The organism is Pseudomonas poae RE*1-1-14 (genome assembly GCF_000336465.1).
GTDB lineage: Bacteria > Pseudomonadota > Gammaproteobacteria > Pseudomonadales > Pseudomonadaceae > Aquipseudomonas > Aquipseudomonas poae.
Genome location: NC_020209.1, coordinates 4,654,136 through 4,674,191 on the forward strand (window position 1 = coordinate 4,654,136; position 20,056 = coordinate 4,674,191).

At 59.5% G+C, this 20,056-nt stretch carries 19 protein-coding genes and 4 pseudogenes; 13 read left to right on the forward strand and 10 right to left on the reverse strand.

The annotated features are described in order from the left end of the window. Window positions 1-2 precede the first annotated feature (2 nt). From H045_RS20485 to H045_RS20515, 8 genes and pseudogenes are all read left to right on the forward strand, one after another. A pseudogene (locus tag H045_RS20485) lies at window positions 3-1,086 on the forward strand (RHS repeat-associated core domain-containing protein); the annotation flags it as partial. Next, window positions 1,086-1,676, forward strand: a complete 591-nt coding sequence (locus H045_RS20490) for a hypothetical protein (RefSeq protein WP_015373322.1) — start codon at window positions 1,086-1,088, stop codon at window positions 1,674-1,676. The pseudogene H045_RS20485 and the gene H045_RS20490, both read left to right, overlap by 1 nt. A gap of 104 nt (window positions 1,677-1,780) precedes the next feature. After that, window positions 1,781-2,584: pseudogene (locus H045_RS20495) on the forward strand (RHS repeat domain-containing protein); the annotation flags it as partial. Window positions 2,585-2,638: 54 nt separating this feature from the next. Beyond that, window positions 2,639-2,887 carry a hypothetical protein gene (locus tag H045_RS25910; protein WP_420875640.1) on the forward strand — a complete coding sequence of 83 codons (249 nt, stop codon included), beginning with the start codon at window positions 2,639-2,641 and terminating at the stop codon, window positions 2,885-2,887. A gap of 10 nt (window positions 2,888-2,897) precedes the next feature. Continuing rightward, complete coding sequence (locus H045_RS20500; protein WP_015373324.1) at window positions 2,898-3,305, forward strand: hypothetical protein; 408 nt, start codon at window positions 2,898-2,900, stop codon at window positions 3,303-3,305. Window positions 3,306-3,367: 62 nt separating this feature from the next. Further along, window positions 3,368-4,147, forward strand: a pseudogene (locus H045_RS20510) (RHS repeat-associated core domain-containing protein); the annotation flags it as partial. A 225-nt stretch (window positions 4,148-4,372) separates the two neighbouring features. Continuing rightward, on the forward strand, window positions 4,373-4,507 hold the full coding sequence (locus H045_RS25915; protein ID WP_269458763.1) for a NucA/NucB deoxyribonuclease domain-containing protein: 135 nt from the start codon (window positions 4,373-4,375) through the stop codon (window positions 4,505-4,507). Between the two features lie 16 nt (window positions 4,508-4,523). Next, window positions 4,524-5,138: a DUF6707 family protein gene (locus tag H045_RS20515; RefSeq protein ID WP_003231708.1), complete on the forward strand. Its 615-nt coding sequence runs from the start codon at window positions 4,524-4,526 to the stop codon at window positions 5,136-5,138. Window positions 5,139-5,235: 97 nt separating this feature from the next. Here the strand turns inward: H045_RS20515 and H045_RS20520 are convergent, their stop codons facing one another. The 3 genes from H045_RS20520 to H045_RS20530 form a co-directional block, all read right to left on the reverse strand. Next, entirely contained in the window at window positions 5,236-5,511 is a 276-nt protein-coding gene (locus H045_RS20520) for an HU family DNA-binding protein (RefSeq protein ID WP_003213368.1), read from the reverse strand. A gap of 191 nt (window positions 5,512-5,702) precedes the next feature. Then, window positions 5,703-6,851, reverse strand: a complete 1,149-nt coding sequence (locus H045_RS20525) for an NAD(P)/FAD-dependent oxidoreductase (RefSeq protein ID WP_015373327.1) — start codon at window positions 6,849-6,851, stop codon at window positions 5,703-5,705. 36 nt (window positions 6,852-6,887) lie between these two features. Then, entirely contained in the window at window positions 6,888-7,055 is a 168-nt protein-coding gene (locus H045_RS20530; protein WP_003213373.1) for a rubredoxin, read from the reverse strand. Between the two features lie 194 nt (window positions 7,056-7,249). On the opposite strand from H045_RS20530, the gene H045_RS20535 reads away from it, so the two are divergent. Next, window positions 7,250-7,813: a chorismate--pyruvate lyase family protein gene (locus H045_RS20535; RefSeq protein WP_015373328.1), complete on the forward strand. Its 564-nt coding sequence runs from the start codon at window positions 7,250-7,252 to the stop codon at window positions 7,811-7,813. Beyond that, a complete protein-coding gene (gene ubiA / locus H045_RS20540) occupies window positions 7,813-8,703 on the forward strand; it encodes a 4-hydroxybenzoate octaprenyltransferase (protein WP_003231712.1) in 891 nt (296 codons plus the stop codon). The genes H045_RS20535 and ubiA overlap by 1 nt, the downstream gene beginning before the upstream one ends. A gap of 98 nt (window positions 8,704-8,801) precedes the next feature. Here ubiA and H045_RS20545 read toward each other — a convergent pair whose 3' ends face one another. Next, complete coding sequence (locus H045_RS20545; protein ID WP_003231713.1) at window positions 8,802-9,179, reverse strand: COG4315 family predicted lipoprotein; 378 nt, start codon at window positions 9,177-9,179, stop codon at window positions 8,802-8,804. A gap of 156 nt (window positions 9,180-9,335) precedes the next feature. Between H045_RS20545 and phoB the strand changes: the two genes are divergently transcribed. The 3 genes from phoB to H045_RS20560 all read left to right on the forward strand — a co-directional run bounded on the left by phoB (window position 9,336) and on the right by H045_RS20560 (window position 12,978). After that, window positions 9,336-10,025 (forward strand): phosphate regulon transcriptional regulator PhoB, encoded by a 690-nt coding sequence (gene phoB / locus H045_RS20550; protein WP_003231714.1) that lies wholly within the window; start codon window positions 9,336-9,338, stop codon window positions 10,023-10,025. 97 nt (window positions 10,026-10,122) lie between these two features. Beyond that, window positions 10,123-11,445, forward strand: a complete 1,323-nt coding sequence (phoR, locus tag H045_RS20555; protein WP_003231715.1) for a phosphate regulon sensor histidine kinase PhoR — start codon at window positions 10,123-10,125, stop codon at window positions 11,443-11,445. A gap of 192 nt (window positions 11,446-11,637) precedes the next feature. Then, window positions 11,638-12,978 (forward strand): hemolysin family protein, encoded by a 1,341-nt coding sequence (locus H045_RS20560; RefSeq protein WP_003231716.1) that lies wholly within the window; start codon window positions 11,638-11,640, stop codon window positions 12,976-12,978. A gap of 132 nt (window positions 12,979-13,110) precedes the next feature. On the opposite strand, the pseudogene H045_RS24765 reads toward H045_RS20560, so the two are convergent. From H045_RS24765 to H045_RS20585, 6 genes and pseudogenes are all read right to left on the reverse strand, one after another. Continuing rightward, window positions 13,111-13,257 (reverse strand): annotated as a pseudogene (locus tag H045_RS24765) (XRE family transcriptional regulator); the annotation flags it as partial. A gap of 15 nt (window positions 13,258-13,272) precedes the next feature. Further along, window positions 13,273-14,169 (reverse strand): response regulator, encoded by an 897-nt coding sequence (locus H045_RS20565; protein WP_003231717.1) that lies wholly within the window; start codon window positions 14,167-14,169, stop codon window positions 13,273-13,275. A gap of 170 nt (window positions 14,170-14,339) precedes the next feature. Beyond that, the gene (gene phoU, locus H045_RS20570) at window positions 14,340-15,101 is read right to left on the reverse strand and encodes a phosphate signaling complex protein PhoU (RefSeq protein WP_003231718.1); all 762 of its coding nucleotides are present in this window, start codon (window positions 15,099-15,101) and stop codon (window positions 14,340-14,342) included. A 70-nt stretch (window positions 15,102-15,171) separates the two neighbouring features. Then, complete coding sequence (gene pstB, locus H045_RS20575; protein WP_003231719.1) at window positions 15,172-16,005, reverse strand: phosphate ABC transporter ATP-binding protein PstB; 834 nt, start codon at window positions 16,003-16,005, stop codon at window positions 15,172-15,174. A 176-nt stretch (window positions 16,006-16,181) separates the two neighbouring features. Next, window positions 16,182-17,852, reverse strand: a complete 1,671-nt coding sequence (gene pstA, locus H045_RS20580) for a phosphate ABC transporter permease PstA (RefSeq protein ID WP_015373329.1) — start codon at window positions 17,850-17,852, stop codon at window positions 16,182-16,184. A 15-nt stretch (window positions 17,853-17,867) separates the two neighbouring features. Beyond that, window positions 17,868-19,901, reverse strand: coding sequence for an ABC transporter permease subunit (locus H045_RS20585; RefSeq protein ID WP_208597740.1), 2,034 nt, complete (start codon window positions 19,899-19,901; stop codon window positions 17,868-17,870). Window positions 19,902-20,056 lie beyond the last annotated feature (155 nt).

The following is a 20,056-nucleotide window of genomic DNA, read 5'->3' on the forward strand; positions in this document are numbered from 1 at the left end:
TTACTTTCGCATGCTATGCAACGGCAAACCTGCAGGACGGGCCGTCATCCGGTGCGGGACTGGTAGTGCATAACTAGCTGTAGACCTATCAGGACAAGCGTTATCGCTACGATGCGTTTGGCCGGATGATTGAAAAACGCAGCGCCAGGTGGGGGTGCAGCGGTTTGCGTATGACGCTGAAAGCCGGCTGATAGAAGTGCGCAACGAAGATGGCCGCGTGGTCAGGATGACCTATGACCCGCTGGGGCGCAGGATTGAAAAAACCGAGCACGGCAGTGATGGGTACCCGTTGGGGGAGACGCAATTTACGTGGGATGGCCTGCGGTTGTTGCAGGAGCATAAACACAGCCAGACAAGTCTTTATGTTTATGAAGATGACGGCGGATATGAGCCTCTGGCTCGTGTCGATGGCGTTGGGTCGCTGCAAAAAATTCGCTATTACCACAACGACCTGAACGGATTGCCGGAACAGCTGACCGAAGCGGAGGGCCATGAGGTCTGGTGCGCAACGTATCGGGTGTGGGGCAACACGCTGGAGGAAGTGCGCGAACCTTATTACATTGAGGAGCAGAACCTGCGGTTTCAGGGGCAGTACCTGGACCGGGAGACGGGGCTGCATTTCAATACGTTCAGGTTTTATGATCCGGATGTGGGAAGGTTTACGACGCCGGATCCGATTGGGCTAGCCGGGGGGGGTTGAACCTCTATCAGTACAGCCCAAATCCCATCGGCTGGATCGATCCCTGGGGTTGGAGTTGCGTTCAGTTCAAACGCTGGAAACGCGGCCAAGCCATAGACAAACCGTTGCCGAATGGCAAAGCTCCCGCATGGGATGTGGTAAGAAATCGTTACTGGAAAAACCGCTATGAAGCTTCAAAAGCCTCCGGTGAATTCAGTCCGGCTAACTTGAGCCGTATGAAACGTGGTACGGCACCTCTGGACGCCAACGGAAACTCAATGGAATTGCATCACCACAACCCTCAAAGAAACGGTGGTAGGGATGTGAATAATCCTCGAAATCTGCGTGAGGTCACTCGTGAGCAGCACGCAGCACTTGATGAGTTCAGACATTTAGGAAGCAAGTAATGACCGCTATAGACATCATTAAAGAATTCGTTGAAGGCGCTATTTCACCTAAAGAATTCGAGGAAAAAGTCTATGCAGATGCAACTATCGAAGCCTTACTGAGAGGAGAGAAAAACCTGCCAGCTTATGTCAGTAAACCTGATCTCTATACCTATGCAATCAGTCTGGATTTTCGAAATCTTGAGTGTATCTACAACATCCAATCACTTCTATCTGGTGTTCTGAGCAAGAACGGCATTACTCACACAGTGGAAAAAAAGTACGAAAATTTATTTAACTTGACACTAAAAATTCAACCAAAGTGGCTGATGCTACCGTCCGAATATCTATCAAACCTAATCGAAGAGAAAAAAAATCTGAGTCAAAAAGATTTGCAGTCTTGGTTGAAGGAAAAAATAAAAACTGATTTCCGGTGTCTCAAAACACAGCCGAAATGGCTTCAAGGCCCAGAATGGCCAATAGAAAACGGAAAGCCAATGGTTTTCGTGGGTCAGCTCGACATCAGCGAATTGAGCCATGACAGCGCACAGGCTTACCTATTTTTTGATGACGATAAAAAAACCTTCCATACCATCACCCAAGTTTGTTGATTAGCAGTTAAGCGAGGTGGACATTTAAATTTACAGTTAAATAAATCCATCCCCTTAATTCCTTCACCGACTTGCAAGGCAACGGCCAAGCCCTGGGTTTCGCCTACGACGCCACCGGCCGCATCATCGCCAGCCAGGACAGCCTGCACGGCCAGCGCGAAACCTTCGCCTACGACGCCGCCGCCAACCTGCTCGACGGCCCCCAGGCAGGTGCCGGACTGGTGGTGCATAACAAACTGCTGACCTATCAGGACAAGCGTTATCGCTACGATGCGTTTGGCCGGATGATTGAAAAACGCAGCGCCAGGTGGGGGGTGCAGCGGTTTGCGTATGACGCTGAAAGCCGGCTGATAGAAGTGCGCAACGAAGATGGGCGCGTGGTCAGGATGACCTATGACCCGCTGGGGCGCAGGATTGAAAAAACCGAGCACGGCAGTGATGGGTACCCGTTGGGGGAGACGCAATTTACGTGGGATGGCCTGCGGTTGTTGCAGGAGCATAAACACAGCCAGACAAGTCTTTATGTTTATGAAGATGACGGCGGATATGAGCCTCTGGCTCGTGTCGATGGCGTTGGGTCGCTGCACAAAATTCGCTATTACCACAACGACCTGAACGGATTGCCGGAACAGCTGACCGAAGCGGAGGGCCATGAGGTCTGGTGCGCAACGTATCGGGTGTGGGGCAACACGCTGGAGGAAGTGCGCGAACCTTATTACATTGAGGAGCAGAACCTGCGGTTTCAGGGGCAGTACCTGGACCGGGAGACGGGGCTGCATTTCAATACGTTCAGGTTTTATGATCCGGATGTGGGAAGGTTTACGACGCCGGATCCGATTGGGTTGGCGGGGGGGATCAACCTCTACAATTACGCACCAAATCCTATTTCATGGATTGATCCATGGGGGCTGGCGCCGGAACTGTATTATTTGTTGGCGACCCAAGACGGTTTCTATGACGAAATGGAGTGGGGCAAGCGTAACCCTGTTGGGAAAGTCTTCCTCAAAGAAGGCGAAGTCTGGAAAGTAGGCGAAACGATACATCCCAAAAAGCGCTATACCTTAAAATGGCTCAAATCAAAAAATCTTGAATACAAAAAAGTTATGGCGGCACCTACCAAGACCAACATGCAGCTTTGGGAAAAAATGAAAATAGGAAAATACCTTAAACGTCGAGGTAAGTTACCCCCAGGTAACAAGTGCAGACACTAGGAGAAAAAACATGTTGATCGGTATCACATCTGACGCTCCAGGCTGGAGCAAGGTCAGTGAAATCAGCAAAGAACTAAGGAGTCTTGGATCTTTGGCAGAAAAAAAATATCCTTCTCTTGACTGGGAGTTGGTGATTTGCCTGCGATGCTTACCGAAGGAATTGGAGCGGAAGACATTTTGTCGTTACTACGCCAAAGACAAAATGTTCGGCCTGGATATCACCATGGACGAAGAAGATTTCATCCCACTAAAAAAAGACAAGGCCGCTCAACGTAAATTAATCGGTGCCGCTTTTATCGCCTTTTTTATTGAGAGTATTAAAAAGTACAAAAATAAGCTGCCGAATCTTCAGCCGGTGTCAGCGCAATTGATTGAGGACGTGCAGCAGTGGTGCATCGAAAACGAATGGACCGCTTAGCACTGGGGACTGGTAAAGGGAACTGATTTATTTTCCGACCCACCTATCTTTGCGGCCCAAATGATAGCCTGCACGGCCAGCGCGAAACCTTCGCCTACGACGCCGCCGCCAACCTGCTCGACGGCCCCCAGGCAGGTGCCGGACTGGTGGTGCATAACAAACTGCTGACCTATCAGGACAAGCGTTATCGTTACGACGCTTTCGGCCGTCTCGCTGAAAAGCGCAGTGCAAAATGGGGCACTCAGCTTTTTACCTACGACGCTGACCACAGACTGATCGAAGTACGCCATCAAAAGGCTGAGCGAACGACTGTTATAAAAATGACGTATGACCCTTTGGGTCGTCGTATCGCTAAAAGCGAACATGACAGCCACGGCTTCCCGGTGGGACAAACGCACTTCGTTTGGGACGGGTTGCGCTTATTGCTGGAACGCAAAAATAACCAGAGCAGCCTGTACCTCTACGAAGGTAACGGCTACGAACCCCTGGCACGTGTCGATGGCACTGGCGAGCATCAGCGTGTGCGTTACTACCACAATGATTTAAACGGTTTGCCTGAACAGTTGACGGAAGCGGACGGGCATTCGCTGTGGCAATCGCGTTACCAGGTATGGGGCAACAGCGTCAGGGAAGTTCGCGAACCCTATTACATCGAGGAGCAGAACCTGCGTTTCCAGGGACAATACCTGGATCGGGAGACGGGCCTGCACTACAACACCTTCCGCTTTTATGATCCGGACGTAGGGCGGTTTACGACGCCCGACCCTATTGGGCTGGCAGGTGGGATTAACCTCTATGAATACGCGCCGAACCCTATCGTCTGGACTGACCCCCTTGGATACAAGGGTTGCAACGTCAAGGCAGGAGATGGCAAGACACACGATATCGTTCTTGAACTGACCAGGAAGCAGTACAAGCAGACGTTCGGTCACATCGCTGATGTCATCAAGGCGCGAGGAAAAAATATATTCACTATTGATCGCCTGGGCGCGGCAGATAACCGCAAAGCCTCTCTGGCCGGTCACCCGTCCGTCAAGGCACTGGACCGGGATGAATTCCCGATGGCGATGTTCAAAGAAGGTGGCAAAGGGGCTAGCGTCAGGTACATCGACCCTAGCGACAACCGAGGCGCAGGCTCCTCGATCGCGCATGCCCTGAGCGGCTATGACGACGGGACCCGAGTAAAAATAGTCGTGAAGTAACCGATTGGAGATTTCCATGCAGATCACAGAAGCACTTGACTCACTCTCTGCTGCCAGCGGCCCATTGGCAGACCGCGTGTCGAAAGTGGCAGCCAAATACAATAAAACTCAGAAGTCACGTATCGAATCGCTGACCCGTCTGGCTTACCTGTTGTACGTCATCAATGAAAACGACCTGGCCGAGCAGCTCACTGCACCGCTGAGCAAAATCCCTTTTGAAAATAACTATGACTATTGGGTCTGGATCGAGGCGTCACTGGTACTCAACGGCACCCTGGCGAGGGCGCGCGGTGATGAGCCCGTGTACGCTGATGCGCTTGCTCGTGTATTGGCGGCGCTGAACACCGGAAACGAGCTGCAAGTCACGGTGAAGCGCAACACCCATGAACGCTTTGTAAGAGGCGAGACCTTGAGCCTGGACAAAATCCAGGACGCGGAGAACGAGGGCGACTTTGTGACAGAGGGCAATCAACGTGTCACTTACCTGATGAGCCTGTTAAAAATTCAGTTCTTTGATAAACCCGAACATTACCCGCACGAAAAGATAAAGGCCGATATCGAAGAAAATGTCGCCAGAATCAATGAAATCATTGGCAAGATCGGATTAGAAAAGCTCACGCCATTCAAATGAAGTCTTGTTTAATCCAATAAAAAATGGGCACCCGATCCAGTCGGCGTGCCCATTTTTTTCCGTACCACCCCGCCTCCCTTCGAGGCAGTACTGCCCGTTACGGGTTAACACTGTCCTTCAACGACTTGCCCGGCTTGAACGCCACGGTATTGCTCGCCTTGATCTTAACCGGCTCGCCGGTCTGCGGGTTTTTGCCGGTGCGGGCGCCGCGGTGGCGTTGCAGGAAGGTGCCGAAGCCAACGAGGGTGACGCTGTCCTTGCGGTGCAGGGCGCCGGTGATTTCTTCGAGGACGGCGTTGAGCACGCGGTTGGCCTGTTCTTTGGTGAGATCCGCTTTTTCAGCGATGGCGGCTGCGAGTTCTGGTTTACGCATAGATGAAGCCTCTTTGACGGTTTTTTGTTGTTATGTCCGTGCCGCTCTCTGGCGGAACGGCGCCCAAAGCGCCGCAGGCTCTACTCTGCGGCAGACGGAAGTGAGGATGGCATGCCCACAGACGCCGCGCCAGCCTCACGGCGACCTTTCTCTGGGCAAAAACATGCTTATTCCGACAGAACGACAGGCATTTACGCCAGCAAAGGCGGGAGTTCCTTGTTGAGCGCCAGTTTTTCCATCACAGCGCTGCCAGTCAGCGCGTAGCCCAGCAGGCGGCCGCTGGTGTCGCGGCACAAGGCCTTGATGTTGGCGCCCTCGCCTTCGACGCTCCACACGCCTTCGGTGCCCCGTGGCGGTGGTGAGACCACCAGCGGGCAGACCGGGGTTTTTACCGTAACCGGCATCGGCCCATAACTGACCGCCGTGGCATTGCCGACCAGCGTCTGAGCCAGGGCGCGGGCGCAGGTCATGAGGGGCATCACGTACAGCAGGTTCAGACCCTCGACCTCGGCGCAGTCACCCAGGGCGTAGATATTGGCGTGTGAAGTCTTGAGATGGCGGTCCACCATGATTCCACGGTTGATCTGCAGGCCGGCGGCGGCGGCGAGGTCGACGCGCGGGCGCAGGCCGATGGCCGAGACCACCAAGTCGCACGGGATCACCTTGCCGTCCGACAAGTGGGCCTCAAGGCCCTCCGCCGTGCGCTGCAGGCGGTTGAGCACCGGGCCCAGATGAAAACGCGCGCCCAGGCCTTCCAGACCGGCCTGTACCGCAGCGGCCGCCGCCGGGTGCAGCAGGGTCGGCATGACGTGTTCGCACGGCGCCACCAGGTCGATCTCATAGCCACCGAGTATCAGGTCGTTGGCGAACTCGCAACCGATCAGGCCGGCGCCGAGCACCAGTACGCGGCGTTTGCCCGCAGCGGCGGCGCGAAAGCGGGCGTAGTCTTCAAGGTCGTTGATCGGGAAAATCAGCTCAGCCGCATCGCCTTCGACCGGCACGCGTACGGTTTCGGCGCCCCAGGCCAGAATCAGGTCGCGGTAGGCCACCGCTTCCTCGCCGATCCACAGGCGCTTGTGGCCGGGGTCTATACCGCTGATGCGAGTGTGGGTGCGTACTTCGGCCTTGAGTTGCTCGGCCATGGCGCCCGGTTCAGCCATGCTCAGGCCATCGGCTTCCTTGTTTTTGCCAAAGCCGGTGGAGAGCATGGGCTTGGAGTAGGAGCGCCCGTCATCGGCGGTGATCAGCAGCAAAGGCGTGTCGCTGTCGAGCTTGCGAAACTCCCGGGCCACGTTGTAACCGGCCAGTCCTGTGCCGATGATCACGACAGGTGCGTTCATTCCTTTCTCCTTGTAATACGGTTCTGAAACTTCGAATCAGCCGATTTCGATCATCTCGAAATCCATCTTGCCCACGCCGCAGTCCGGGCACAGCCAGTCTTCCGGGACGTCTTGCCACAGGGTGCCCGGCGCGATTCCGTCATCCGGCCAACCGTCCTTTTCGTCGTAGATCAGGCCGCAGACTACACATTGCCACTTCTTCATCAATTGCTTCCTCAGGGTCCAGGCATCTTGGCCGGCGGTCGATATCCCGCATTGCCACGCGGCTCAGGGCGTTTTGTACTGACAGGGGCCGCCGGATGCAAGCATGTTCGGCGCAAACGGCCGGTTCAGCCCGGCAAAAGGTCGGGACGCCATGGTAAGCTCGGCGCCTCTTTTGCTGCCCATACTGACTCGCCGTGCCGCACTCAACCGCGCTTCCCGATGCTTGCCAATGGCTGTCCCAGAACCTTCTGCGCCCCACACCCGCGCCCCTGATCCTTGATTGGCTGTTCGACGAAGGCTCGCTCACGCGGCGGCTGACAGGGTTGTCCAACGACGCGTTCAGCGTGACGCCGCTGGTCGAAGGCTGGCAAGCGCTGCGCGACGACGAATGCGCTGCGCTGGGCCTGCCGCCGGCCACACTGGGCTGGGTGCGTGAGGTGTACCTGCGCGGGCACGGCCAGCCGTGGGTATTCGCCCGCAGCGTGGCGTCGCGCAGTGCGTTGCAGGGTGACGGCTTGCACATGGACGCGCTGGGCAGCCGCTCGCTGGGTGAGTTGTTGTTCTGTGACCAAGCGTTTACCCGCCAGGCCATCGAGGTCTGCCATTACCCACGTCAGTGGCTGCCCACGGCGGACCGGGCCGAAGGGCTTTGGGCACGCCGCTCGCGCTTTGATCGCGAGGCATTGAGCGTGCTGGTGGCGGAAACCTTCCTGCCGGGCTTCTGGCAGGCGCTGCATGACCATCCGGAGAGTTGCTGATGTATCAACGTGTGCTCAAGTCCCTCAATCGCCTGAACCCCAGGGCCTGGGATTTCATTCAGTTGACGCGCATGGACAAGCCCATCGGCATCTACCTGCTGCTGTGGCCGACGCTGTGGGCGCTGTGGATCGCCGGCAAGGGCTCGCCGTCGCTGCTCAATATCGTGATTTTCGTGCTCGGCGTGGTGCTCACCCGGGCGGGCGGCTGCGTGATCAACGACTGGGCCGATCGCAAGGTCGACGGCCATGTGAAGCGCACCGAGCAACGCCCGCTGGTCAGCGGCAAAATCAGCTCGAAAGAGGCGCTGGTGTTTTTTGCGCTGCTGATGGGCATCAGTTTCCTGCTGGTGCTGCTGACCAATGCCAGCACCATCCTGCTTTCCCTCGGCGGCTTGGCGCTGGCGGCAAGCTACCCGTTCATGAAGCGCTACACCTATTACCCGCAGGTGGTGCTGGGCGCGGCATTTTCCTGGGGCATGCCGATGGCGTTTACCGCCGAAACCGGCCACCTGCCGGCCACCGCCTGGCTGTTGTATATCGCCAACCTGCTGTGGACGGTGGGGTACGACACCTATTACGCGATGACCGATCGCGACGACGATGTGAGGATCGGGGTGAAATCCACGGCGATTCTGTTTGGCGATGCCGATCGGGTGATCATTCTCACCCTGCAAGGCCTGTCGCTGGCGTGCCTGCTGCTGGCCGGCGCGCGGTTCGAACTGGGCGGCTGGTTCCAGTTGGGGCTGCTGGCGGCGGCGGGCTGTTTTGTGTGGGAGTTCTGGTACACGCGGGACAGGGACCGCATGAAATGCTTCAAGGCGTTTTTGCACAACCACTGGGCGGGATTGGCGATTTTTGTGGGGATTGTGGTGGATTACGCGGTTCGGTAATTCAGGATCGAGGCCATCGCGGGCAAGCCCGCTCTCACAGGATGTGTTGCAAATGTGGGAGCGGGCTTGCCCGCGATGGCTTCAGCAGCGCCACAGGATCATGGCTTGATGATGTGCCAGACGCCACCCTTGCCATCACCGGTCTTTTCCCCGGCCTTGGTGTCGCCCTTGAACGTGTACACCGGCTTGCCCTTGTAGGCCCATTGGCTGGTCTGATCGTCACGGGTGACGACCGTCCAGTCGCCGGCCTTGGTATCGGTGGACTCTGCCTTCAGCGGCGGCCAGTTGATTGCGCATTGGTCCTTGCACGCTGACTTGCCATCGGCATCCTTATCGAAGGTGTAGAGGGTCAGGCCTTTATGGTCCACCAGCAGACCGTCTTTGGTCATTGCAGGCTCTGCTGCGGATGCCAGGCCAGGCAGCGCCAGCGCAGCCGATACCAGCAGGGCTTTCCAGGAAACAGTGCTGTACGTCATCGGAACCTTCTTCATCGTGGTTGTCAGGATTCGGACCCATAGGGTAGTCCAGAGTGCCGTGAATTGCCCAGGCGGCGAAATTACTGTCACACGACTGCAATAATTCCGTTATCTAATGCGGCGCAAGACAGTTAAATGACAAGAGGATTTTCGAGCATGGTTGGCAGGAGCATTCTGATCGTCGACGACGAAGCGCCCATCCGCGAGATGATCGCCGTTGCGTTGGAAATGGCCGGCTACGACTGCCTGGAGGCGGAGAACTCCCAGCAGGCCCATGCCATTATCGTCGACCGCAAGCCGGATCTGATCCTGCTGGACTGGATGCTGCCCGGCACTTCCGGCATAGAACTGGCCCGCCGCCTCAAGCGTGACGAGCTGACCGGGGACATCCCGATCATCATGCTCACCGCCAAGGGCGAAGAGGACAACAAGATCCAGGGCCTGGAAGTGGGCGCGGATGACTACATCACCAAGCCGTTTTCCCCACGCGAACTGGTCGCGCGCCTGAAGGCCGTACTGCGCCGCGCCGGGCCGACCGATGGCGAGGCACCGATTGAAGTCGGCGGCCTTATCCTGGACCCGATCAGCCACCGTGTGACCATCGATGGCACACCGGCGGAGATGGGCCCCACCGAATACCGCCTGCTGCAGTTCTTCATGACGCACCAGGAGCGCGCCTACACCCGTGGCCAGTTGCTGGACCAGGTGTGGGGCGGCAATGTGTACGTGGAGGAGCGCACCGTGGACGTGCATATCCGTCGCCTGCGCAAAGCCTTGGGCGATGCCTACGAGAATCTGGTACAAACCGTGCGCGGTACCGGCTATCGGTTTTCCACCAAAGGATGAAAACCTGGCTGCAAGTGATCAGCTACAAGCGGCAAGAAAAAAGTCGCCTTGCTCTGATTTGAAGCTTGCAGCTTGAAGCTGCTCCCAAGGACGCTCAATGAATCAAAACTGGCATGGCACCCTGATCCGCCACATGCTTTTGCTGATCACCGGCTGCCTGTTGGTGGGCCTGGTCAGTGGATATTACGGCTGGAGCCTGGCCGTCGGTATTGCCTTGTACCTGGGCTGGACCCTCAAGCAATTGCTGCGTCTGCACGAATGGCTGCGCCAGCACAAACCCGACGAAGCGCCACCCGACGGCTACGGCCTGTGGGGCGAGGTGTTCGACAGCATTTACCACCTGCAACGCCGCGACCAGCGGGTGCGCGGACGCCTGCAGGCGGTGATCGACCGGGTGCAGGAGTCCACCGCCGCGCTCAAGGATGCGGTGATCATGCTCGACAGCGACGGCAACCTTGAATGGTGGAACCGCGCCGCCGAGACCCTGCTGGGCCTCAAGACGCCCCAGGACAGCGGCCAGCCGGTCACCAACCTGGTGCGCCACCCGCGCTTCAAGGAATACTTCGAGCAGGACAACTACGAAGAAGCCCTGGAAATCCCCTCGCCCACCAACGACCGGGTGCGCATCCAGCTGTACCTGACGCGCTACGGCAACAATGAGCACCTGATGCTGGTGCGCGATGTCACCCGCATCCACCAGATGGAACAGATGCGCAAAGACTTCGTCGCCAACGTTTCCCACGAGTTGCGCACGCCGTTGACGGTGATCTGCGGCTACCTGGAGACGTTGCTGGACAACGTCGACGAGATCAACCCGCGCTGGACCCGCGCGCTGCAACAGATGCAGCAGCAGGGTTCGCGCATGCAGACCCTGCTCAACGACTTGCTGCTGCTGGCCAAGCTGGAGGCCACCGACTACCCCTCGGACAATCATCCGGTGGCGGTGAAAAGCCTGTTGCACACCATCAAGAACGACGCCCAGGCCCTCTCCGGCGAACGCGGGCAGCAGATCAGCCTGGAAGCCGATCCATCGGTCCTGCTCAAGGGCAGCGAAGGCGAATTGCGCAGTGCGTTTTCCAACCTGGTGTTCAACGCGGTCAAGTACACCCAGGACAAAGGCAACATCCGCATCCGCTGGTGGGCCGACGACCACGGCGCGCACCTGAGCGTGCAGGACTCCGGCATCGGCATCGATGCCAAGCACCTGCCGCGCCTGACCGAGCGCTTCTACCGCGTCGACTCCAGCCGCAATTCCAGCACCGGCGGCACGGGCCTGGGCCTGGCCATCGTCAAGCATGTGCTGCTGCGCCATCGCGCACGCCTGGAAATCAGCAGCGTGCTGGGGCATGGCAGCACGTTCACCTGCCATTTTCCGCCGACGCAGGTGGCCCGCTCGCCCAGAGTCGACGAAGACCTGTAACCGGGAACACTGTAGGAGCAAGCCCCCTTCCACATTGGCATTGGGTTGTCTGGAAAGTGGTATTCCAGAGCCCGCCCGCCGGCGGGTACTAGGCAAGCGCCCCGCCAGCCGCTACATTGGCCGCCTTGCGCCTGCCTTTCGGGGCCTGCCTGCCATCCCTTATTGAACACACGGAACCCGCAAAACCCCATCATGGACCCTTCCCCTGGTATCACCTTCGCCACACTGTTCGCCGATTTCGGCATGATTCTTTTTGCACTGGTCCTGGTACTGCTCAACGGTTTCTTCGTTGCGGCCGAATTTGCCATGGTCAAGCTGCGCTCCACCCGGGTGGAGGCCATCGCCCACACCAACGGCTGGCGCGGACAGATCCTGCGCACCGTACACAGCCAGCTCGACGCCTACCTGTCGGCCTGTCAGTTGGGTATCACCCTCGCCTCCCTCGGCCTGGGCTGGGTCGGTGAGCCTGCGTTCGCGCATATTCTGGAACCCCTGCTGAGCGCTGCGGGCGTCGAATCGCCGGAAGTGATCAAGGGCGTGTCGTTCTTTGCCGCCTTCTTTGTGATTTCCTACCTGCACATCGTGGTCGGCGAGCTGGCGCCCAAATCCTGGGCGATTCGCAAGCCAGAGTTGCTGTCGCTGTGGACGGCCGTGCCGCTCTACCTGTTCTACTGGGCGATGTACCCGGCGATCTACCTGCTCAACGCCAGCGCCAACGCGATCCTGCGTATTGCCGGCCAGGGCGAGCCTGGCCCGCACCATGAGCACCATTACAGCCGTGAAGAACTCAAGCTGATCCTGCACTCCAGCCGTGGCCAGGACCCAAGCGACCAGGGCATGCGCGTACTGGCCTCGGCCGTGGAGATGGGCGAACTGGAAGTGGTCGACTGGGCCAACTCCCGGGAAGACCTGGTGACCCTGGACTTCAACGCCCCGCTCAAGGAAATCCTCGCGCTGTTTCGCCGCCACAAATTCAGTCGCTACCCGGTGTATGACGCCGAGCGCAACGAATTCGTCGGCCTGCTGCACATCAAGGACCTGCTGCTGGAGCTGGCGGCGCTGGACCACATCCCGGAGTCGTTCAACCTGGCCGAGCTGACCCGCCCGCTGGAGCGCGTGTCACGGCACATGCCGTTGTCGCAGCTGCTGGAGCAGTTCCGCAAGGGCGGCGCGCACTTTGCCCTGGTGGAAGAGGCCGACGGCAATATCATCGGCTACCTCACCATGGAAGACGTGCTGGAAGTATTGGTAGGCGATATCCAGGACGAACACCGCAAGGCCGAGCGCGGCATCCTGGCCTACCAGCCGGGCAAACTGCTGGTGCGCGGCGACACCCCGCTGTTCAAGGTCGAACGCCTGCTGGGCGTGGACCTTGACCACATCGAGGCCGAAACCCTGGCCGGCCTGATCTACGACACTTTGAAACGGGTGCCGGAAGAAGAGGAAGTGCTGGAGGTGGAAGGCCTGCGGATCATCATCAAGAAGATGAAAGGCCCGAAAATCGTGCTGGCCAAGGTTGTGATGCTGGATTGACCCTCAATTGCCCTGCGCAAAGTTGGGCAATACCCCCACGGGCTGGCTGAATTCATACGGGATCGACACCAGCCCCGCCTCGGTACGCTGGCGTAGCGGCTTTTGGCATCGGTGTGGCTGAAGCTGCCCGCTCTACGCTGGAAGGCCGTTGAAACAAATATCAACGTTCATCTGGGCAGCAGCCGACAAATTAACCAAGGCATCCAGCGAGAGCTTGTCGATCTTGCCGGTGAGAACGTCGTTAAGACGGGGCTGGCTGATGCCGAGTCGTTGTGCCGCCGCTTAATCAGCCGATCACGCACCCGGCACAAAGTGCTTCTGCGCCGTGCCGCGTGCGATCAGGCGGGAGATGTAGTCGAGCTTCTGCGCGTCCTGGTCGATGAAGCGGAAGGTCAGTTGCAGCCAGTCGCTGTCGGGCTTGGGCTCAAAGGCAACGATGGCGTGCAGGTAACCGTTGAGGCGCGCGACTTCGGCATTCTCGCCCTGCTCAAGGTCGAGCACGGCGCTTTCCAGCACCTGGGGCAGCACCTCGCCGCGACGCACCACCAGCAGCGCCTCCTTGATGCTCAGCGCCTTGATAACGCATTGCTGGGTGCCGCTGGACAGCCGCAACTGGCCCTGGCCACGACCGCTGGCAGGTGAAGCGGCCGGGGCGGACGGCGATGGGGTGTTGAGCAGGCCTTTACTCGGCGCCGCCACGGGGGCCGGCTTGATGGCTTCGGGCTTGCCGCCGGTGAGAGCACTCAGGGAATCGTTGCCGAAAGCCGAGCTCATCTTGGTCGGTGCGCTGGCAATCAGCGCGTCAAGGCGACCCACCTTGTGCAGCGCCTGGCGTACCTTGCTCAGCAACTGCTCGTTGGTGAACGGCTTGCTGACGTAGCCGGAAACACCGGCCTGAATCGCCTGCACCACGTTTTCCTTGTCGCCACGGCTGGTCACCATCACGAAAGGCATGGCCTTCAGGTGTTCCTGTTCGCGGCACCAGGTCAGCAACTCCAGGCCGGACATCTCCGGCATTTCCCAGTCGCACAACACCAGGTCGTAGGTTTCGCGCATCAGGATGGATTGCGCCTTTTTGCCGTTTACCGCGTCTTCAAGCTTGATCCCCGGGAAGTAATTGCGCAGGCACTTCTTCACCAGGTCGCGAATAAACGAGGCGTCATCCACCACCAATACACTGACTTTACTCATCGACCCTTCATCCTATAAAAACCTTGGCTGGCAGCACGCCTGACTGGTGGCATTTTGCCAAAACTCTGCAATCACGTTCGGACTTTATTTCGCCTTTGGCGCAATAACATTCTGCTGGGCCCAAACGAAAACGCCCGGCCAATGGCCGGGCGTTAATTTCACGGGCAACCTTACTTATCGTCAGGTTCGCCCGGAACATTAGGCATTTGATCGGCAGTGCCCTCAACTTCAGCCTTCATGCGCTTTAGGCCCATGTGCCGCACGTCGGTACCGCGCACCAGGTAAATCACCAGTTCCGAGATATTGCGCGCGTGGTCACCTATGCGCTCCAGCGAACGCAGCACCCAGATTATGTTCAGGACCCGCGAGATAGAGCGCGGGTCTTCCATCATGTAGGTGGCCAGCTCGCGCAGGGCCGTTTTGTATTCACGGTCGATGATCTTGTCGTACTGCGCCACCGACAACGCCAGATCGGCGTCGAAGCGGGCAAACGCATCCAGCGCATCGCGCACCATGTTGCGCACCTGATCGCCGATATGGCGCACTTCCACATAGCCGCGTGGCGCTTCACCTTCTTCGCACAACTGGATGGCCCGGCGCGCGATCTTGGTGGCTTCGTCGCCGATGCGCTCCAGGTCGATCACCGACTTGGAAATGCTGATGATCAAACGCAGGTCCGAGGCCGCCGGTTGGCGACGGGCAAGAATGCGCAGGCATTCCTCGTCGATATTGCGTTCCATCTGGTTGATCTGGTCGTCGACCTCGCGCACTTGCTGGGCCAGGCCCGAGTCGGCCTCGATCAACGCGGTGACCGCATCGTTGACTTGCTTCTCCACCAGCCCACCCATCGCCAGGAGGTGGCTGCGCACTTCCTCGAGCTCGGCGTTGAACTGCGCGGAGATGTGATGGGTGAGGCCTTCTTTGCTAATCATGTTGGCGTCCTTGGAGCGTCCGGTAAGGTGCGGAGAACCGCAGCGTCAGTGCAATCGGAACCACAGCTTCCTAGCCATAGCGACCGGTGATGTAGTCCTCGGTCTGCTTCTTCGCCGGATTGGTGAACAGGGTGTCGGTGTCGCCGAATTCCACCAGCTTGCCCATGTACATGAACGCGGTGTAGTCGGAAACCCGTGCCGCCTGCTGCATGTTGTGGGTCACGATGACGATGGTGAATTTGGATTTGAGTTCGTAGATCAGCTCTTCGACTTTCAGCGTGGAGATCGGGTCGAGGGCCGAGCAGGGTTCGTCGAGCAGCAGCACTTCCGGCTCCACGGCGATGGTACGTGCGATCACCAGACGCTGCTGCTGACCGCCGGACAAGCCCAGCGCCGACTCGTGCAGGCGGTCCTTGACCTCGTCCCACAGTGCCGCGCCCTTGAGCGCCCACTCCACTGCTTCGTCGAGAACGCGCTTCTTGTTGATGCCCTGGATGCGCAGGCCGTACACCACGTTTTCGTAAATGGTCTTGGGAAACGGGTTGGGCTTCTGGAACACCATGCCGACGCGACGACGCAGCTCGGCCACGTCCTCGCCCTTGCGGTAGATGTTGGTGCCGTAGAGGTTGATCGCGCCCTCCACGCGGCAACCGTCCACCAGGTCGTTCATGCGGTTGAAGGTGCGCAGCAGCGTGGACTTGCCGCAGCCGGACGGGCCGATGAAGGCGGTCACGCGCTGCTTGGGGATGTTCATGCTGACGTCGAACAGCGCCTGCTTTTCACCGTAGTACAGGCTCAGGCCAGGCACTTCGATGGCCACGGTTTCCTGGGCCAGGCTCAGGCTCTGCTTGTCGCGACCCAGGGCAGACATGTTGATGCCGTGAGATTGGGTTTCGTGTTGCATGGGATGCTCCCTGTGCTACCAATTCATTCGTTGAACCGCCGGGGCGGCTTACTCAAATTCTGTGCCTGACGCCGAGCCCTGTGGGAGCTGGCTTGCCTGCGATGCGGGCGGCGCGGTATTGCAGTAAAACCGCGTTGATGCCATCGCAGGCAAGCCAGCTCCCACAGTGGATCGCATCAGCTGTCCAGCGCTTTGTATTTTTCGCGCAGGTGGTTACGTATCCACACCGCCGACAGGTTGAGCGTGGCGATCACCAGCACCAGCAGCAACGCGGTGGCGTACACCAGCGGGCGTGCCGCCTCGACGTTGGGGCTCTGGAAGCCAACGTCGTAGATATGAAAGCCCAGGTGCATGATCTTCTGGTCCAGGTGCAGGTACGGGTAGTTGCCGTCCACCGGCAGCGACGGCGCCAGTTTCACCACACCCACCAGCATCAGCGGCGCCACTTCGCCGGCGGCGCGGGCCACGGCGAGGATCATGCCGGTCATCATGGCCGGGCTGGCCATCGGCAGCACGATCTTCCACAGCGTTTCCGCCTTGGTCGCGCCCAGCGCCAGGGAGCCTTCACGCACGGTACGCGGAATGCGCGCCAAGCCCTCTTCGGTGGCCACGATCACCACCGGCACCGCCAGCAGCGCCAGGGTCAGCGAGGCCCACAGCAGGCCCGGCGTACCGAAGGTCGGTGCCGGCAGCGCTTCGGCGAAGAACAGGCGGTCCACCGAACCACCCAGCACATACACGAAGAAGCCCAGGCCAAACACGCCATAGACGATAGCCGGTACGCCCGCCAGGTTGTTCACGGCGATACGGATAACCCGTGTCAGGGTGTTCTGCTTGGCGTACTCACGCAGGTAAACCGCCGCCAGCACGCCGAACGGCGTCACGATCATCGCCATGATCAAAGTCATCATCACGGTGCCGAAAATCGCCGGGAAAATCCCGCCCTCGGTGTTGGCTTCCCGTGGGTCATCGCTCAGGAATTCCCAGACCTTGCTGAAGTAGAAGCCGATCTTGGTCAGCGTGCCCATGGCATTCGGCTGGTAGGCGTGCACCACCTTGCCGATGCCGATTTCAATCTCCTTGCCGTTGCCGTCGCGCGCCGTCAGCGCATCACGGTTGAACTGGGCGTGCAGGTCGGCCAGACGCGCTTCGATATCCTGATAACGCGCGTTCAGTTCGGCGCGGTCGGCATCCATGTCGGCCTGGGCGGCGGCGTCGAGCTTGCCTTCCAGCTCCAGCTTGCGACCGTGCAGGCGGAGGCGTTCGAGACCGGCGTTGATCGCGCCGATGTCGGACTTCTCCAGAGTCTTGAGCTGGGCGGCCAGCGCGTTCACACGGTCGACGCGGGCTTGCAGCTCCGGCCACGCAGCCTCGCCCTCGGCGATCACCTTGCCGTCCTGCTTGACGTTGACCAGGGTGCCGTAAAAATTGCCCCACTCACGACGCTCGATGGTCATGAGGTTTTTCGGAGTGGTCTGGTCCTTCAACCATTCGCCGACGATCCAGGTGAAGTCATTACCGTTAAGGTCGCGGTTGCCGACCTTGATCAGTTCGCGGGTCATGAATTCCGGGCCCGCATCGGGCACCGGCAGGCCCGCGCTTTTCAGGCGTTCGCGCGGTACTTCTTCCTTCTGCACCACTTCGCCGATGACGATATGGTTTTCCTGGCCCGGCACGTTGTAGCTGGCCTGGATCAGGTCGGCCGGCCAGAAGTGGCCCAGGCCGCGCACCGCAATCACAGCCAGCAAACCCAGGGTCATGATGACCGCGATGGACACCGCGCCACCGCTGATCCAGACGCCGGGGGCGCCGCTCTTGAACCATCCGTTCAGGGAGTTCTGTTTCACAGACTTCTACCTTTCTTAAAGCGACGAGTATTTCTTGCGCAGACGCTGACGGATCAGCTCGGCGAGGGTGTTCATGATGAAGGTGAACAGCAGCAGCACCAGCGCCGAGAGGAACAGCACGCGATAGTGACTGCCACCCACTTCCGACTCGGGCATTTCTACCGCGACGTTGGCCGCCAGTGTGCGCAGGCCTTCGAACAGGTTCATCTCCATCACCGGGGTGTTGCCGGTGGCCATCAGCACGATCATGGTCTCGCCCACGGCGCGGCCCATGCCGATCATCAGCGCCGAGAAGATGCCCGGGCTGGCAGTCAGGATCACGACGCGGGTCATGGTCTGCCACGGCGTGGCGCCCAGTGCCAGGGAGCCCAGCGTCAGGCCGCGCGGTACGCTGAACACGGCATCTTCGGCGATGGAGTAGATGTTCGGGATCACCGCAAAGCCCATCGCCAGGCCCACCACCAGCGCGTTGCGCTGGTCGTAGGTAATGCCCAGGTCGTGCGAGATCCACATGCGCATGTCGCCGCCAAAGAACCAGGTTTCCAGGTAGGGGCTCATGTACAGCGACAGCCAGCCCACAAACAGGATCACCGGGATCAGGATCGCGCTTTCCCAGCCATCGGGAACCCGCAGGCGGATCGACTCAGGCAGGCGGCTGAACACGAAACCGGCCACCAGAATGCCAATCGGCAGCAGCATCAGCAGGCTGAAAATCCCCGGCAAATGCCCCTCCACATACGGCGCCAGGAACAGGCCGGCGAAGAAGCCGAGGATCACCGTCGGCATCGCTTCCATCAGTTCGATCACCGGCTTGACCTTGCGGCGCAGGCTCGGCGCCATGAAGTAGGCGGTGTAGATTGCCGCGGCCACCGCCAGCGGGGCGGCCAGCAGCATGGCGTAGAACGCCGCCTTCAAGGTGCCGAAGGTCAACGGCGCGAGGCTCATCTTGGGTTCGAAATCGGTGTTGGCGGCGGTCGATTGCCAGACGTACTTGGGTTCGTCGTAGTTTTCGTACCAGACCTTGCTCCACAGCGCGCTCCACGAAACTTCGGGGTGCGGGTTGTCGAGCAACAGTGGCTGCAGCTTGCCGCCGGCTTCGACGATCACGCGGTTGGCCCGAGGCGACAGGCCGTAGACGCCCTGGCCCTCGACCACCGGGTCGACCAGCAGGGTGCGCTGCGCGGTGCTGTGGAACACGCCGAACTGGCCGGACGCATCCAGCGCGGTGAAGCCCTTGCGACGCTCTTCGGCGCTGATTTCCACAATGGGCGAGGTGCCCATCTGGAACGTGCGGATCTGCTTCAAGCGCTGCTCGCCATCCGGGTCGCGGGCCATGAACCACTGGGCCAGGCCGCCCTTGGAGTTACCGACGATCAGCGAGATACCGCCCACCAGCTGGGTGCTGGCGGTGATTTCAGCGTTGCCGTCTTCGAGCAATTTATAGCGACCGTTGAGGTTCTTGTCGCGCAGGCTGAACACATCGGCCTGCGCGCGACCGTTGACCACATACAGCCATTGCTGGCGCGGGTCGATGAAGATCGCCTTCACCGGCTCGGTCATCTGCGGCAGCTCGATGCGCTTCTGCTCGCTGGTGACTTCGCCAGTCATCATGTTTTCTTCGCGACTCAGGGACAGCACGTTCAGGAACGAGCCGGCGGAACCGGCCAGCACCAGCGTGGAGTCGGTGGCGTTGAGGGCCACGTGCTCCAGCGGGCGACCGGCGTCATCCAGCACGATCGGCGTTTCGCCATAGGGGTATTCGATGGCCGGCGTGATGGTTTTCTTGCCGTCCGGGTACGACACCTTATAGGTGTGGCGAAACACCAGGGACTGGCCGTTGGACAGGCCGAGCACTACCAGCGGACTGCCGGGCTGGTCTTCACCGATGGATGCCACGCTGGCACCGGTCGGCAACGGCAGGTCGACGCGCTTGAGTTCCGCGCCGGTGGTGATGTCAAAGAACAGCGCCTGGCCCTTGTCGGAAACCCGCATGGCCACCTGGTTCTGCTCTTCAAGCGAGATCATCAGTGGCTTGCCCGCGTCCTGGATCCAGGCCGGGGTGAGTGCGTCTTCCCTGGTCAGCGAGGCGCCCTGGAACAGCGGTGCCACCACGTAGGCAAGAAAGAAGAAAATCAAGGTAATGGCGCCAAGGACAGCGAGGCCACCGACCAGCACGTACCAGCGGGTCAGGCGGTCCTTGAGCG